We start from the raw sequence: 15,371 nt of genomic DNA on the forward strand, positions 1-15,371 counted from the left end.
GCCAGTCCGAGGGCCGGGGCCAGTCCGGTCCAGTCGCCGGTGAGGGCGGCAGGTCCGCACCGGCACCGCGGGTTCGGGGGAGCGGGCCGTCAGTTGACGATGTTGTCGACGTCCTTGAGGGCCTGCTTCCAGGCGCCGTCCGGGTCGGCCTTGCCCTGCTCGACGGAGGTCAGCGCGTTGCCGAGGGCGGTGCCGATCTCCGCGCCGTGCGCGCCGAGCGGCTGCGGGTTCAGGTCGCGGGCCGACTGGGAGAAGATCTTGCCGGTCGGGGCGTTGTTGAACAGCGGGTCGGTGTGCTCGGCGATGTCGGGCTGGCTCCACAGCGCCTGGTCGGAGGGGAAGTAGCCCTTCTCCTTGAAGAGCCGGGCCTCCTGCTCGGGGGCGGTGAGCCACTTGGCCAGCTCGGCGGCGGCCTTGGTGTGCTTGCCGGACTTCGGGACGGTCAGGTAGGAGCCGCCCCAGTTGCCGCCGCCGCCGGGGACCCGGGCGATGTCCCACTTGCCGCCGTCGGTGGGCGGGTTGCCCTTGAACTCGTAGCTCATCCAGGCCGGGCAGGCGACGGTGGCGAACTGGCTCTTCTGGAAACCGGTGTCCCAGGCGGGGGTGAACGCCTGGATGCCCGCCGACTGGCCGTCCTTGATGGCGCCGGCCACCAGGTCGAAGGACTGCTTGACGGCCGGGTTGGAGGTCACCACGACCTTGCCGTCGGCGTCGTAGACGCCCTGCGGGGCCTGGGCCAGGATCGCGCTGAACAGGTTGCCGCCGCTGTCGAACCAGCGGACGTCCTTGTTCGGGCTGTTGGCGAGGAACTGCTTGCCGGCGGCCAGGTAGGACGGCCAGTCCTTCATCAGCGCGCCGACCGCCTCGCGGTCGGTGGGCAGGCCCGCGGCCTGGAACAGGTCGCTGCGGTAGCACAGCGCCATGCCGCCCATGTCGGTGCCCAGGCCGAACAGCACCTTGCCGTCCGGGCTGGAGGCGGGGGCGGTCTTGGACGGCACCCACTGGTCCTTGCTGACGCCGTTGTCCAGGAAGTTGAGGAACTTCCCGGCCTCCGGCTGGAAGCCCGCGACCTGCCCGATCTCGATCGCCTCGATGTCGGCGGTGCCGGAGCCGGCCAGCAGGTGGGCGTGCAGGTTCTGGTGGTGCGCGCCCATGTCGGCGCGGTTCTCCTTGATGGTGACGTTCGGGTGCGCCTGCTCGTACTCCTTGTACAGGTCCGCGTAGCCGAAGTCGGAGAACAGGTTCACCGTGAGGGTGACCTTGGCGTTCGGGTCCTCGTCCGCGGACGAGCTGCCGCCGCTGCTGGAGCAGGAGGTCGCGGCGGTCAGGGACAGCACCAGCAGCGCCGAAGCGGCGAGCAGGCGGCCTCTCGGGCCGGTGCGGGGCAGGGAAACGGGCATGGAACGGCTCCTCGCGGGGGATGGCGTGATGAGACCCCGGAGACCGCTCATTGGGAGAGCGCTCTCCCGGGGTGGCATCCGGAGCTTGGCCGCTCCAGCCACCCCCCGTCAAGGGGTTGGCGTGCAGAACATGAGCGCCGCACCTGGGGTTTGGTGAAATTTCGCCGACGAACCAGTTGTCATCGCCCTTGACACGGATGAAACAACGGGGCAACCATCACTGGCGTAGTGAGAGAGCGCTCTCCCTGATCCGGGCACCGACCCTCGACGGTGCCGCCCCCACCCCACCCGATCGGGAGCCCCGATGCCCGCCCCACCCCTGCGCACCCCCCGGCCGCTGTCGCGGCCGACCACGTCCGCACCCCCCGTCCGCACCCTGGCCGCGGCCCTCGCCGCCGCCCTGGTCGCCGCCCTGGTCCTGCTGCTGCCCGCCACCCGGGCCCAGGCCGCCCCCGTCCTGCTCTCCCAGGGCAAGACCGCCACCGCCTCCAGCACCGAGAACTACGGCACCCCCGCGTCCAACGCGGTCGACGGCGACACCGGAACCCGCTGGTCCTCGGCGGCTTCCGACCCGCAGTGGCTGCAGGTCGACCTCGGCGCCCCCGCCGCGCTCAGCTCCGTCACCCTGCGGTGGGAGGCGGCGTACGCGAAGGGCTACCAGATCCAGCTGTCCACCGACGGCACCACCTGGACCACCGCGTACACCACCGCCAACGGCGCCGGCGGCACCGAGACCGTCCCGGTCACCGGCACCGCCCGCTACGTGCGGATGAACGGCACCGCCCGGGCCACCGGCTACGGCTACTCGCTCTGGGAGTTCCAGGTCTACGGCGCCACCGGCGGCGGCGACCAGGGCTGCACCACCGCGAACGCGGCCAAGGGCAGGACCGCCACCGCCTCCTCCACCGAGAACTACGGCACCCCCGCCTCCAACGCCGTGGACGGCGACGCGAACACCCGCTGGTCCTCGGCCGCCGCCGACCCGCAGTGGCTGCAGGTCGACCTCGGCTCCGCGCAGAGCGTCTGCGGCACCTCGGTCACCTGGGAGAGCGCCTACGCCAAGGCGTACCGGATCCAGCTCTCCACCGACGGCACCACCTGGAACGACGCCTGGACCACCGCCAACGGCGCCGGCGGCACCGAGAAGCAGGACTTCACCGGCACCGCCCGCTACGTCCGGCTGTACGGCACCGCCCGGGCCACCGGCTACGGGTATTCCGTCTGGGAGTTCCAGGTGTTCACCGGCGGCGGCAGCAGCTCCAGCCCGAGCCCGAGCTCCAGCCCCAGCCCGAGCAGCAGCCCCACCGGCACCACCCCGCCCGGCAACTGGAACACCGTCTTCAGTGACAACTTCGCCGGCGGCTCCGGCAGCGCCCCCTCCGGCACCAACTGGACGGTCCGCACCGGCACCTCGGAGCCCGGCGGCGCCGCCAACTGGGGCACCGGCGAGATCCAGAACGACACCGCCAACCCCGCCAACGTCGCCATCGACGGCAACGGCCACCTCAACCTGACCGCCGTCCGCGACGGCGCCGGCAACTGGACCTCCGGCCGGGTGGAGAGCAAGCGCGGCGACTTCGCCGCCCCCGCCGGCGGACAGCTGCTGATCTCCGCGCAGATCAAGCAGCCCGGCGTCGCCGACGGCACCGGCTACTGGCCGTCCTTCCGCGCCATCGGCGCGAACGACCGCAGCGGCGGCTGGCCGAGCACCGGCGAGACCGACATCCTGGAGGACGTCAACGGCCGCAGCCAGACCTCCGCCACCCTGCACTGCGGCACCGCCCCCGGCGGCAACTGCAACGAGTACAACGGCATGACCAGCGGACTCGCCTCCTGCCCCGGCTGCCAGAGCGACTACCACACCTACAGCCAGGTCATCGACCGCACCGTCAGCGACGAGCAGATCCGCTGGTACCTCGACGGCCGGCAGATCTGGCAGGTCAACGAGTCCCAGGTCGGCACCACCGACTGGAAGAACGCCGTCGACCACGGCTTCAAGCTGGTCTTCAACCTCGGCATCGGCGGCTCCTTCCCCGACAGCGTCTGCGGCTGCACCACGCCCAGCGCCACCACCACCTCCGGCGGCGCGCTGTCCATCGGCACCGTCACCGTCGCCACCACCACCGGCACCGCCCCCGCGGCGCTCACCGACCCGGCCGTCCCCACCGGCAAGAACACCGTCAAGGTCACCGGCGGCCAGGGCAACTGGGCGCTGAGCGTCAACGGCCAGCCCTACCAGCTCAAGGGCGTCACCTGGGGCCCGGCCCAGTCCACCGCCGACGCGCACATGCGCGACCTGAAGGCGATGGGCGTCAACACCCTGCGCACCTGGGGCACCGACGCGGCCAGCAAGCCGCTGCTGGACGCCGCCGCCGCGTACGGCATCAAGGTGGTCAACGGCTTCTGGCTCAACCAGGGCGCCGACTACGTCAACGACACCGCCTACAAGAACAGCACCCTCGACTCCATCAAGCAGTGGGTGACCACCTACAAGGACCACCCCGGCACCCTGATGTGGGACGTCGGCAACGAGGTCATCCTCACCACCCAGGACCACGCCTACAACGGCGCCACGGTGGAGCAGGAGCGCGTCGCCTACGCCAAGTTCGTCGAGCAGGTCACCCAGGCCATCCACGCCATCGACCCCGACCACCCGGTCACCTCCACCGACGCCTACACCGGCGCCTGGCCGTACTACAAGCAGTACGCCCCCAGCCTCGACCTGCTGGCCGTCAACTCCTACGGCGCGGTCTGCAACGTCAAGCAGGACTGGATCAACGGCGGCTACAACAAGCCGTACATCGTCACCGAGTCCGGCGACGCCGGCGAGTGGGAGGTCCCGAACGACGCCAACGGCGTCCCGACCCAGCCCACCGACACCCAGAAGCGCGACGGCTACACCAGCGCCTGGAACTGCATCTCCGGCCACACCGGCGTCGCGCTCGGCGCCACCATCTTCAACTACGGCACCGAGAACGACTTCGGCGGCACCTGGTTCAACCTGATCCCCGGCGGCTGGAAGCAGCCCGCGTACTACTCCGTCGCCAAGTCCTACGGCGGCAGCGCCAAGGACGGCAACACCCCGCCGGTGATGCCGAGCCTGACGTTGAGCAAGACCGCCGACGTCCCGGCCGGCGGCACCTTCACCGTCAGCTCGCCCGCCACCGACCCCGACGGCGACCTGGTCCGCTACCAGCTGTACTACAGCTCCAAGTACGTGGACGGCGGCACCGGCTTCAGCCAGGTCCGCTTCACCCAGACCGGCGACGGCCAGTTCACCGTCACCGCGCCCAAGACCCTGGGCGTCTGGAAGGTCTACGTCTACGCCTACGACGGCCACGGCAACGTCGGCATCGAGTCCAAGTCCTTCCGGACCGTCGCCCCGACGCCCAGCGGCACCAACGTCGCCAAGGGCAAGCCCACCACCGCCTCGACCTACCAGGCCGTCGGCAACGGCGCCCCCTACCCGCCGTCCAACACCACCGACGGCAACTGGTCCACCCGGTGGGCCAGCGAGTGGGCCGACCCGCAGTGGCTCCAGGTCGACCTGGGCCAGAGCACCTCGTTCAAGCACGTGCAGCTCGGCTGGGAGTCCGCGTACGGCAAGGCGTACCAGATCCAGACCTCCAACGACGGCACCAACTGGACGACCGTCTACACCCAGGCCAACGGCACCGGCGGCATCGACGACATCGACGTCAACGGCAGCGGCCGCTACGTCCGGGTCAACATGACCCAGCGCGGCACCGCCTACGGCTACTCGATGTACGAGTTCGGCGTCTACGCCTGACCCGCCGCCAGTAGTGAAGGGGCGTCCGGCCCGTGCCACCGGACCGGACGCCCCCCACCCCCACAGACCCCCGGTGCCGCGCGGCTGGGAGCGCCGCGCGGCACCGGGTCCCCCACCCACCCTTCCTCTTCCGGAGGTCCGATGAAACACCGCACCTCGCGCGGCGCGCCCCACCGCACCGCGCTCGCCGGTGCCGCCGCCGCGATCCTCGCGGCCGGCGCCCTCACCGGCGGCGTCCTCACCCAGTCGGCCGCTGCGGCGTCCGACCCGCTGATCAGCCAGTCCAAGCCGGTCACCGCCTCGTCCGTGGAGAGCGCCAACTTCCCCGCCGCGGCCGTCGCCGACAACAACCTCGCCACCCGCTGGGCCAGCGCCTGGACCGACTCCCAGTGGATCCAGATCGACCTGGGCGGCACGGCGAGCATCAGCCACGTCGAGCTGGACTGGGAGGCCGCGTACGCCAGCGGCTACCAGGTGCAGACCAGCAACGACGCCACCAACTGGAACACCCTCTACACCACCACCAACGCCACCGGCGGCACCCAGCAGCTCGACGTCAACGGCAGCGGACGGTACGTCCGGCTGAACCTCACCAAGCGCGGCACCCAGTACGGGTTCTCGCTGGAGGAGTTCAAGGTCTACGGGCAGGTCTCCACGTCCGGCGGCGGCTCCGGCTACATCCTGGCCAACCCCCAGGTCACCGGCACCACCCCGGCCACCGGGAACCCGCCGCACGCCTACTTCCACGAGTTCCAGGCCAACTGCACGGCCACCCACGACCTGCCCGACGACCCGATCGTCTACCCGGGCAAGCCCGGCGCCTCCCACATGCACACCTTCATGGGCGCCCTCAACACCAACGCCAACTCCACCCTGGAGTCGTTGCAGGCCAGCACCACCAGCTGCCTCGCCCCCGGCGACAAGTCCGGCTACTGGATGCCCACCATGTACGACGGCAACACCCCCGTCGACCCGGTCGGCCTGCAGACCATCTACTACAAGAGCGGCATCAACGACTACACCGCCGTCCGCCCGTTCCCGGCCGGCCTGCGGTTCGTCGTCGCCAGCCCGAACGACAGCGCCACCGACTTCGCCACCCACCCCGGGTACGTGGCCGGCTGGGAGTGCGGCACCAGCTACCGCACCTCCGACCTGCCCACCGAGTGCCCCGGCGGCGGCCAGATCGGCGTCCGCTTCCAGGCCCCCAGCTGCTGGAACGGCCTGTACCTGGACACCCCCGACCACAAGAGCCACATGGCCTACCCCATCGACGGCGTCTGCCCCGCCGACCACCCGGTCGCGCTGCCGATGATCGAGTTCAAGATGGCCTTCCCGGCCAACCTGGACCACCTCGCCCAGCTCCACCTCTCCAGCGGACGGGGCTTCTCCTTCCACTACGACTTCTTCAACGCCTGGGACGCTCCGACCCTGGCCGCGATGGTCAACCACTGCATCGTCGGTGGCCTGCAGTGCGACCCCCGGGGCTACGACCAGAACCAGCCCGGCAAGGGCGCGGCGCTCAACGAGCAGTACCTTCTGCCGTAAGCCCTGAGCCGTAGCCACACCGCGGAACACCGGCCCCGCCGCCACGGACCCCACATCCGGCGGCGGGGCCGGCCCGCGCCCCACCCCACGGAGGACCACCGATGAGGCTTCGCCGCACCGCCGCGCCGCTCCTGCTGCCCCTGCTCGCCGCCGTCGGCTGCGGGTCCGCCGCGGCCCCCGCCGCGCCCCCGCCCGCCCACGCGTCCGCGAGCCCGTCCGCCGCGGCGCCCTCGTCCAGCGCGCCCGACCGGCCCTCCGACGCCACCTCGATGATCTGCAACCCGTACTTCCGGCAGGAACTCGCCGGCGCCCTCGGCACCGACATCACCCAGCCGCTCGCCCCCACCTGGGCCCAGCGGGTCTACAGCTGCGAGTACCGCTACCCGGCCGGCAGCATGACGCTCTCGGTCAAGGAACTCCCCGACGCCGCCACCGCCCTCGCCCAGTACGACGGCCTGCGCGGCAGCGCCGGCGCCGTCACCGACCTGAACGGCCTCGGCGAGGCCGCCTACAAGCGCGCCGACGGCACCACCGTGGTCCGCAAGGACAGCTTCGTGCTCACCGTCGACGTCGCCAAGCTGCCCGAGACCTTCGGCACCCCGCCGCGCAGCCGCGCCGACGTCGCCGTGATGACCGCCACCACCGTCATGATCTGCTGGCAGGAGCACAGTTCGTGACCGGACGCGGCCGCCCGCTGCCGACCGCCCGCGACCGGGGGAACGCCCCCGGCCGCGGGCCCGGGCACGCCCAGGGACGGCCGGCCGACCAGGTTTCGGAACGTGCTGGGAGAGCGCTCTCCCAGCGTGCTATAAAGGGCCCCATGAGCAGCGAAGCCCTCAAGCGCGCCAGCACCCTGGAGGACGTGGCGCGGGTCGCGGGCGTCTCCCGGGCCACCGTCTCCCGCGTCATCAACGGCGTCCGCAACGTCGACCCCGCCATCCAGGAAGCCGTCCGCCAGGCCATCGCCCGCACCGGCTACGTCCCCAACAGCGCCGCCCGCTCCCTGGTCACCCGGCGCACCGGAGCCCTCGCCCTGGTCATCTCCGGCAGCGACGCCCCCGAGACCCCCGACCACCACGTCGGCGGCGAGATCTTCGCCGACCCGTTCTTCGGACGCGTCGTCAGCGGCGTCTTCACCGGCCTGCGCCCGCTCGACCTGCACCCCGTCCTGATGCTCGCCGACAGCGCCGAAGCCCGCGACAAGGCACTCACCTACCTGCGGCAGGGCAACGCCGACGGCGCCATGGTCGTCTCCACCCACAGCCGCGACCCGCTCCCCGCCCAACTGCTCGCGGCCGGCATCCCCACCGTCCTGTTCGGCCGCCCCCCGACGCCGCTCTCGCTCTCCTGCGTCGACCTCGACAACCGCGAGGGCGGCCGGATCGCCGCCGACCACCTCACCGCCCGCGGCCGACACCGCGTCGCCGCCATCTCCGGACCGCTCGGCGTCCGCGCCGCCCGCGACCGCCTCTCCGGCTTCCGGGAAGCCATGGCCGACCACGGCATCCACCAACTCCCGCACGTCGAAGGCGACTTCACCCGCGAGGACGGCGAGCGCGCGATGACCTCGCTGCTGCGCCGCTACCCCGACCTGGACGGCGTCTTCGCCGCCAACGACCTGATGGCCCAGGGCGCCCTGGCCGTCCTGGCCGACCACCGGCGGCGCGTCCCCGAGGACATCGCGGTGATCGGCTTCGACGACTCCTCCGCCGCGACGGCCGGCCGGCCCCACCTCACCACCGTCCGCCAGCCGGTCGAGGAGATGGCCGCCGAGATGACCCGCGTCCTGCTCGACCACCTCGCCCGACCCGGCCGCGCCGCCACCACCGTCCTGTTCGAACCGACCCTGATCGAGCGCCAGTCCGCCTGAGCGGCGGGGCGTCCGAGCGGCGGGGCGTCCGGGTAGCGGGGCGTCCGAGCGGACGGCCGTCGGTCGGGAGGGCGGCGGACCTCCGGGTCTCAGCCCCGGCCGAAGCTCCCCGCGGGGAAGGCGCCCGCGGCCCGGAGGGTGCGGGAGAACTCGCCGGCCAGTTCGGTCAGGCGGGCGGTGGCGGTCGGCCCGAGGTGGGCGTACGGGGCGGCGTCCAGGCGGTCGGTGAGCGCCTCGGCCTCGTCGCGCAGGGCCGCGCCCGCCGGGGTGAGCTCGCCCGCCCCGTCCAGCAGTCCGCGGGCGCGCAGGTCGTCCCGGGCGGCGTCCCACTGCTGCGCGGACCACCCCCGGGTCCGCTTGAGCAGCGCCGAAGTCGGCCCCGTACCGGTCGCGTTGTGCAGGACCAGCGCTTCGAGGCCGGACAGCTCGGCGACCGCCAGGGCGACGAGGTGGCCGTCGCCCCGGTGCTCGCGCAACAGCGTCGCGGCGTGCCACAGGGCCAGGTGCGGTTCCTCCGGCACCGGGAGGTCGGCGTTGGCGGCGTACAGCGGCCGCCCCTCCCGGTGGCCGGCTTCGGCGGCGCGCACCGCGAGTCCGGCGGCCTCGGCCATCCGCGCGGAGGCGATCGCCTCCGGCCCGAGCAGCCGCCGGAGCGTCCGGTCCGCGCCGCGCAGCCGTGCCGCGAGCACCGCCTCCGGCGTGGTGACGGCCCAGGCGGCGGGGAGGTGCCGCCGCACGTGCTCGTGGTCGAAGTTGTAGAACGCCGCCGTGACGGTCCCCGGGCCGACGGCCCCGAGCGGCGCGGCGCGGCCCGCGAGGTAGGACACGGCCCCGGGTTCCAGTCCGAGCGCCGCGTACTCGTCCTGCGGCTCGGGCGCGAAGTAGCCCGCGGTGTGCAGGGGGTTGACGGCGTGGTGGCAGCGGCGGCCCGCGGGCGCCTCGATGGTGGTCATGTGGTGGTGCTCCGGTGCTCGGGTGGGTCGGTGATCGGTGGGTCGGGCGGACGGTCTGTCAGCCGGACGGGTGATCGGTCGGTGGGGTCGGGCGGATGCTTCGTCACCCGGACGGGTGATCGGTCAGTCGGTCAGTCGGTCAGTCGGTCAGTCGGTCAGTCGGTCTGTGGGTCGGGCTGGAGTCCGGCCGCGGTCCGGCCGAGGTGCCGGGTCAGGAGGGCGGCCGCGGCGTCGGCGTCGCGGGCGAGTGCCGCCTCCTCCAGGGCGCGGTGCTCCGCGACCGCGTCCCGTTCGGGAGTGCGGTGCGCCGACCAGCGGCGGGCCAGTTCGCTCGCGGTCCACAGGCGGTCGAAGGTCTCCAGCAGGACGGGGTTGCCGCACCCCTCCAGCAGGGTGCGGTGGAAGACCCGGTGCGCCTCGGCCCAGGCGTCGCTGTAGTTCCGGCCCTCCTGCGGCAGGTACTCCGGCGTGCGGGCCAGCCGGTGGTGCGCGCTGCGCACGCGGGCCTCCCAGTCGAGGTCGCCGCGTTCGACGCTCATCCGCAGCACGGCCGGTTCGACCGTCCGGCGGGCCTCCGCGACCTCCTGCCAGCGGCGGTCGGAGAGGGCCGGGACGGCGAAACCGCGGTTGGGCAGCCGGTCGGCGAGGCCCTCGCCGACCAGCCGGACGAGCGCCTCGCGGACGACGGCCAGGCTCACGCCCTGCTCCCGGGCGAGGGCCTGGGGCTTGAGCGCCTCGCCCGGGGCGTGGTCCCCGCGCATGATCGCGTCCCGCAGGCGGGCGTGGGCCTGCTCGGAGAGCATCTGCTTCTCGGGCTGCTCGTGCTTTTCGAACTGCTCGTGCTGCTCACGCTGCTGGGGCGGCTCGTGCTGCTCGGCGGGGAGCGGGGCGCTGCGGTCGGGTTTCGAGGCCATGCGGAAATGATAGACGATCGAAGAAATAATCGATTATCGACTCCGCGATCGATCGTACGGTGGGGGTGAGGGGCCGGGCGCGGAACGCCGACGCCCGTACGCCGCCGACCCGGTGCGGGTCTGGCGGCGTACGGGCGTCGGGGCGGCCGGCGCGGCCGGGGTCACCAGACGGGGGCGACCAGGGCTCCGGTGGCGGCGTCGCGGACGGTGATGGCCTCGACCGGGCACATCTCGGCGGCCTCGGTCAGTTCCGCCGAGCCCCCGGTGGCCGGACGGGTGGGCAGGGCGCGGCCGTTGGGGGCGAGGGCGAGGTCGGCGGGGGCCGTGCGGGCGCACAGGCCGCTGCCGATGCAGCGGGCCTGGTCGACCGCCACGACCAGCTGCGGGGCGTCGCTCACCAGGCCACCTCCAGGCGCAGCGGGCTGCGGGTGAGCAGACCGGTGCGCCACTCGATCCGGTCGACGGGGGTGGCCAGCCGCAGGTCGGGCAGGGCGCGGGCGAGGTGGTGCAGGCCGAGCTCCAGCTCCATCCGGGCCAGCCAGGCGCCCAGGCAGTGGTGCGGTCCGGCGCCGAAGGTCAGCGACGGGGTGCCGAGCGGGGCGAACAGGTCGAGCGGGCCCGGCGGGTAGACCTCCGGGTCGGCGTTGGCGGCGGTGGTGTCGGCGGCGACGATCGCACCCGCCGGGATGGTGACCCCGCCGATCTCCAGGTCGGCGGTGGCCCGGCGCAGCTGGCCGGGCGCGTTGGTGCGGTCGCCGAGCGGGACGGTGCGCAGGATCTGCTCGGTCGCGGCGGCCGCGGCGGCGAGGTCCGCGCCGATCCGCCGCCAGGCCCCGGCGTCCCGCTCCGCCGGGCCCGTGCGGTCCGGGGCCGCCCCGGCGCGGTCAGGGTGGCCCGGGTGTTCCGCGCGGTCCGGGTCGAGCAGGTAGACCAGCGCGTTGCCGAAACTCGTCATGGTGGTCTCGTGCCCGGCGATCACCAGCCCGATGGTGAGCGAGGTGATCTGGGCCTCCGTCATGCCGCCGGTCTGGTCGGCGGCCTGCACCAACGAGCTGACCAGGTCCTCGCCCGGGTTCTTCCGCCGCTCCACCACCAACTGGTGCCCGAACTCGCCGAACTCCCGGATCGCCACCCCGATCTCCTCGGCGCTGTACGCCGTGGTCGACAGCGCGTGGTCGCTCCAGCGGCCCAGCCGTTCGGTGTCCAGCCCCTCCAACTCCATCAGCCGGCTGATCACCCGCACCGGCAGCGGCTTGGTGAGCGCCCCGACCACCTCGGCGGGCGAACCGGACGCGACCAGCTCGCCCACCAGTTCGCGCACCACCCCGTCCACCCAGGGCCGCCAGCGCTCCACCGCCCGTGGCGTGAAAGCGCGTTGCACGGTGCGGCGGATCGCCTGGTGCTCGGGCCCGTCGCTGTTCAGGATCGAGGACGGGTCGTCCAGGATGTTCGGCGTCAGCACGGTCGGCGGGGCGTCCGGCGCGTACAGCGAGGACCGGCCCAGGTTCGGGTGGGCGAGCGCCTGCCGGACGTCCGCGTGCCGGGTCAGCACCCACACCGGCGTCCCGGTCGGCAGTGCGGCCAGCCGGGGCGGACCGGCCTCGGAGCGCAGCAGGCAGTGCAGCGGCACCAGCGGCACGGTCGCCGCCGTCGGCGCGTTCGGTGCCGCCGGGTGCGCGCCGGTCGGGTCGGTGGTCGGTTCGGCGGTCATCGGTCCTCCTGGTGGGACGCCTGCGGGGCCGGGGCCGCCGCCGGGCGGCGGCCCCTCACCTCCGACCGTATGCGGCCGTCCGGCCCGCGCGTAGGACGCAAACCAGCCACCGCCGTCCCGGAAGATGGCCCCAACTGGCGTTCGAATCAAGGAAGTTGGTGCGAACGGTGTGGTTGTTCCGGATGGTGCAGGGGTGAGCCCGGCACGACTCGGTCGACCGGGCCGACCGGGCCGGCTCGGTCGACTCAGCCGACGACCTCGGGCAGCGGGCGCAGGAACGGCCGGTCGGCGGGCCGCAGTTCGCCGAGCGGACCGGCCGCGCGCAGCACCACGTCCAGTACGGCGTCCGGGTCGCAGGCGTAACCGCCGCTCGCCCAGGCCGCGTTGGCCTCCACGACGGCCCAACCCGACTCGGTGCGGCCGAGGTCGACCACGGCGGCGCTCGGCAGCGCGGCCGGGCCGGTGGCCGCGGCCAGCACGTCGGCGGCGAACGCCAGCAGCTCCGCGCCGTCCGGCCCCGCGCCGTCCGGCCCCGCGCCGGGCGATCCCGTTGCGGCGATGGCGAGTTCGCCGTCCAGGGCGTAGCGGGAGGCGGTGCGCACCGCACCGTCCAGGACGAACAGGCGGTACTCCGAGACGAACCGGACCACCTCGCTGACCAGCACCGGCGTTTCGCCGTCCAGCAGTTCGGGCCCGGGGAGCCCGGCGCCGTCCCGGTACACCCGGGCGGCGAAGTGCTTGTCGGCCGGAGCCTTCACGAAGGCCGGACCCGAGCGCCCGCGCGCCTCGGCGAGCGTGGTCAACTCGACCCGACGGCCGGTCACCCGGCGCGGTAGCGCGGCCAGCCAGCCGTCGGCGGGCTCCAGCGGGGCGATCCCCAGCTCCCGCCCGACCGCATCGGTGAACAGCGGCCCGCCGTACAGGTGGACCGGTGTCCCGGTCAGCTCGTGCGGCGCCCGCCAGGAAGCGGCGGTGAACGCCCGTAGCCCGCGCCGCCCGGCGGCGGTGCGCAGTTGCAGGCCGGTCTCGTTGATCCGGGGAGCGAGGAGCAGGGCGCTGGACATGCGGGTGAGCATGCCAGCCACGGGACGCCGCCCACCAGGGGTTTTCCCGGACGGCGGGGCCGGCGGGGGAGGGGCTGGGAGGGGCGGCGGGGCGGACGGATCAGCCGACGGCGGACGGGTCGGCCGTGGCGGCCGTGGCGGCCGGGAAGAGGTGTTGGACGGCGGCGACCACCACGGCCCGGCGCTCGGCCGGGAAGGCGGCGCGCTGCTCGGCGTCGGCGGGCAGGAACTCGGACCGTCCGGCCCGGGCGGTGGCGAGCCGGTTGAGCAGGACCAGGACGTCCAGCGGGTCCCAGGGCGGGTCGAGCCGCCCCGCCCGCCGGGCCAGGCGGCCCGGGGGCGGCGCCGGTCGTCAGGGGCCGGGGCGGCGGGCGGCCGGGCGTCGCGCAACTCCGGGCGGGGGAGCACCTCGACGTACACGACGCGCCCGTCGACCACGTCCAGCGTCAGCGGGCCCCGCTCCGGCAGCAGCGGCACGCAGCGGTGGCCGGGGCCGTACGGCGTGCCGGGGCCATACGGCGTGCCGGGGGCGTGCGCCGCGGTGCGGAAGCTCCGGCAGGAATCGTCCCCGCAGGTGCAGGGCGCGACGAGCCGCAGTCCCCGGACCCCGGCCGCCGGCGCGGCCTCGCGCTCGCCCAGTGCCGCGTCAGGCGACCTTTGCCGTGAAGGAGCGGCGGTGGTTCCTCCTCGTTCACGGGACGCGACGGCAACAGCGCGCCCGGACCGTCCGCACCCCGAAAACGCGCCGCCCACCGGTGCGCGGACGGCTCGCGGCCCGCGTCACGGTTCGCGGCGCATCGCCAGGCGCGGCCAGCGGTCCAGCCCGTGGGCCGCCTCGCGGGCGCGGACCTCGCGCAGGCCGGGGCCGAGGGCGTCGTCCGGCACCGGGCGGAAGCCGCAGCGGGCGTAGTACGGGGCGTTCCACGGGACGTCGGCGAAGGTGGTCAGCGTCAGGGCGGGCAGCCCCTCGGCCCGGGCCCGCACGGCGGCGTGCTCCAGCAGGGCCCGGCCGATGCCCCGGCGGGCGTGCGCGGGGTGCACCGAGACCTGTTCGACGTGCAGCGCGCCGTCGATCCGCTCGGCCAGCAGGTAGCCGGCCGGGCGGTCCTCGTCGTCCACCGCGACCCAGGCCAGGCCGGCGGCCAGGAACGGGGTCAACTCCGCGACGGAGGGCGGCTCGTCGTCCGCGACCGCGGCCATCCCGACCTCGCGGAAGCACTCGCCCGCCGCCCGTTCGATCTCCTGGAGCAGCGGCAGTTCCCCGACCCGGACCTCACGTGTGCGCACCACCCCATTGTGCGCGACCCCGGCCGCGGCCGTGATCACCCGGTCCGTGACCGCCTGGTCCGTGACCACCCGGTCCGCGGGCGGGTGGTCACGGCCGTCGTCGCCGGGCGTCAGTGCTCGTGGCCGGAGCGGACGCGCTCCAGGACCTTGGGCGGGAGGTTCTCGTCGACGCCCGTGCCGGTCACGGCGATCATGTACTCGCCGTCCGCCCACAGGCAGGTGATGTCCTCGGTGGCCCGGGTGCGCGGGCTGTCCTCGGGGTCGTATCCGTTGCAGTACATCGTCCCGCCGATGCCCGAGGCGACGACGTGCGGGTGGTCGCCCCCGCTGGAGTCGACCAGGAGCGGGAGCCGGCTCCGGAACTCCGGGCTGGACTTGCCGATGACCACGCTCCAGCGCTCCTTCCGGTCGTTGCCGTTGATCGGGGAGTCGGCCTCGGCCTCCGGCACCGAGCCGTACAACGCCGCCTGGACGTCCCGCACGCCCATCATGGTGATGCCGGTGGACATCTCCTCCCACTCCGGGAGGTCGCCCCGCGCCGAACCGGCCCGGAGCGTCTCGCCCTCCACCGAACCCGGCAGCACCGGGACGTCGTCGCCGCCGAACAGCTGCGTCCCCAGCAGGATCAGGCCGCCCACCACCACGACCGCGCCCACCCCCAGGGCGATCCGCTTGCGCTTGGCCAGCACCGCCGGATCGACCGGCGCACCGACCGGCGGCAGCCCGGGGTAGACCGGAGCGCCGGGAGCGCCGGGAGCGCCGGGCGGCGCGGGCGGGACGGGCGGCAGTCCCGGGGCGGTGGGCGGAGCCGCGAACGGGCTCGCGGACGGGCTCGCG

At 73.9% G+C, this 15,371-nt stretch carries 12 protein-coding genes and 1 pseudogene; 4 read left to right on the forward strand and 9 right to left on the reverse strand.

The genetic code is table 11. The annotated features are described in order from the left end of the window. Positions 1 to 89: 89 nt before the first annotated feature. The gene (locus ACWEO5_RS34345; RefSeq protein ID WP_452166031.1) at positions 90 to 1,400 is read right to left on the reverse strand and encodes an ABC transporter substrate-binding protein; all 1,311 of its coding nucleotides are present in this window, start codon (positions 1,398 to 1,400) and stop codon (positions 90 to 92) included. A gap of 304 nt (positions 1,401 to 1,704) precedes the next feature. Here ACWEO5_RS34345 and ACWEO5_RS34350 point away from each other — a divergent pair, with 304 nt between their 5' ends. The 4 genes from ACWEO5_RS34350 (at position 1,705) to ACWEO5_RS34365 (ending at position 8,605) form a co-directional block, all read left to right on the forward strand. Next, a complete protein-coding gene (locus ACWEO5_RS34350) occupies positions 1,705 to 5,190 on the forward strand; it encodes a galactose-binding domain-containing protein (RefSeq protein ID WP_452166032.1) in 3,486 nt (1,161 codons plus the stop codon). A 141-nt stretch (positions 5,191 to 5,331) separates the two neighbouring features. Continuing rightward, positions 5,332 to 6,735, forward strand: coding sequence for a DUF1996 domain-containing protein (locus tag ACWEO5_RS34355; protein ID WP_452166033.1), 1,404 nt, complete (start codon positions 5,332 to 5,334; stop codon positions 6,733 to 6,735). Positions 6,736 to 6,836: 101 nt separating this feature from the next. Then, a complete protein-coding gene (locus tag ACWEO5_RS34360; RefSeq protein WP_452166034.1) occupies positions 6,837 to 7,412 on the forward strand; it encodes a hypothetical protein in 576 nt (191 codons plus the stop codon). A gap of 143 nt (positions 7,413 to 7,555) precedes the next feature. After that, positions 7,556 to 8,605 (forward strand): LacI family DNA-binding transcriptional regulator, encoded by a 1,050-nt coding sequence (locus ACWEO5_RS34365; protein ID WP_344558421.1) that lies wholly within the window; start codon positions 7,556 to 7,558, stop codon positions 8,603 to 8,605. 89 nt (positions 8,606 to 8,694) lie between these two features. Here ACWEO5_RS34365 and ACWEO5_RS34370 read toward each other — a convergent pair whose 3' ends face one another. The 8 genes and pseudogenes from ACWEO5_RS34370 to ACWEO5_RS34405 all read right to left on the reverse strand — a co-directional run. Beyond that, entirely contained in the window at positions 8,695 to 9,558 is an 864-nt protein-coding gene (locus ACWEO5_RS34370; RefSeq protein ID WP_452166035.1) for an SCO6745 family protein, read from the reverse strand. 155 nt (positions 9,559 to 9,713) lie between these two features. Next, entirely contained in the window at positions 9,714 to 10,361 is a 648-nt protein-coding gene (locus tag ACWEO5_RS34375) for a GntR family transcriptional regulator (protein WP_452166040.1), read from the reverse strand. Positions 10,362 to 10,633: 272 nt separating this feature from the next. Continuing rightward, positions 10,634 to 10,870 (reverse strand): ferredoxin, encoded by a 237-nt coding sequence (locus ACWEO5_RS34380; protein ID WP_452166036.1) that lies wholly within the window; start codon positions 10,868 to 10,870, stop codon positions 10,634 to 10,636. Continuing rightward, positions 10,867 to 12,183, reverse strand: coding sequence for a cytochrome P450 (locus ACWEO5_RS34385; protein WP_452166037.1), 1,317 nt, complete (start codon positions 12,181 to 12,183; stop codon positions 10,867 to 10,869). Before ACWEO5_RS34385 ends, ACWEO5_RS34380 begins: the two co-directional genes overlap by 4 nt. Positions 12,184 to 12,428: 245 nt before the next feature. Beyond that, the gene (locus tag ACWEO5_RS34390; RefSeq protein WP_452166038.1) at positions 12,429 to 13,259 is read right to left on the reverse strand and encodes an ATP-grasp domain-containing protein; all 831 of its coding nucleotides are present in this window, start codon (positions 13,257 to 13,259) and stop codon (positions 12,429 to 12,431) included. A gap of 88 nt (positions 13,260 to 13,347) precedes the next feature. Beyond that, positions 13,348 to 13,575, reverse strand: coding sequence for a hypothetical protein (locus ACWEO5_RS34395; RefSeq protein ID WP_452166041.1), 228 nt, complete (start codon positions 13,573 to 13,575; stop codon positions 13,348 to 13,350). Positions 13,576 to 14,027: 452 nt separating this feature from the next. Further along, the gene (locus ACWEO5_RS34400) at positions 14,028 to 14,534 is read right to left on the reverse strand and encodes a GNAT family N-acetyltransferase (RefSeq protein WP_452166039.1); all 507 of its coding nucleotides are present in this window, start codon (positions 14,532 to 14,534) and stop codon (positions 14,028 to 14,030) included. Between the two features lie 110 nt (positions 14,535 to 14,644). Continuing rightward, positions 14,645 to 15,371 (reverse strand): annotated as a pseudogene (locus tag ACWEO5_RS34405) (hypothetical protein); the annotation flags it as partial.

Source organism: Kitasatospora sp. NPDC004272 (assembly GCF_053603035.1).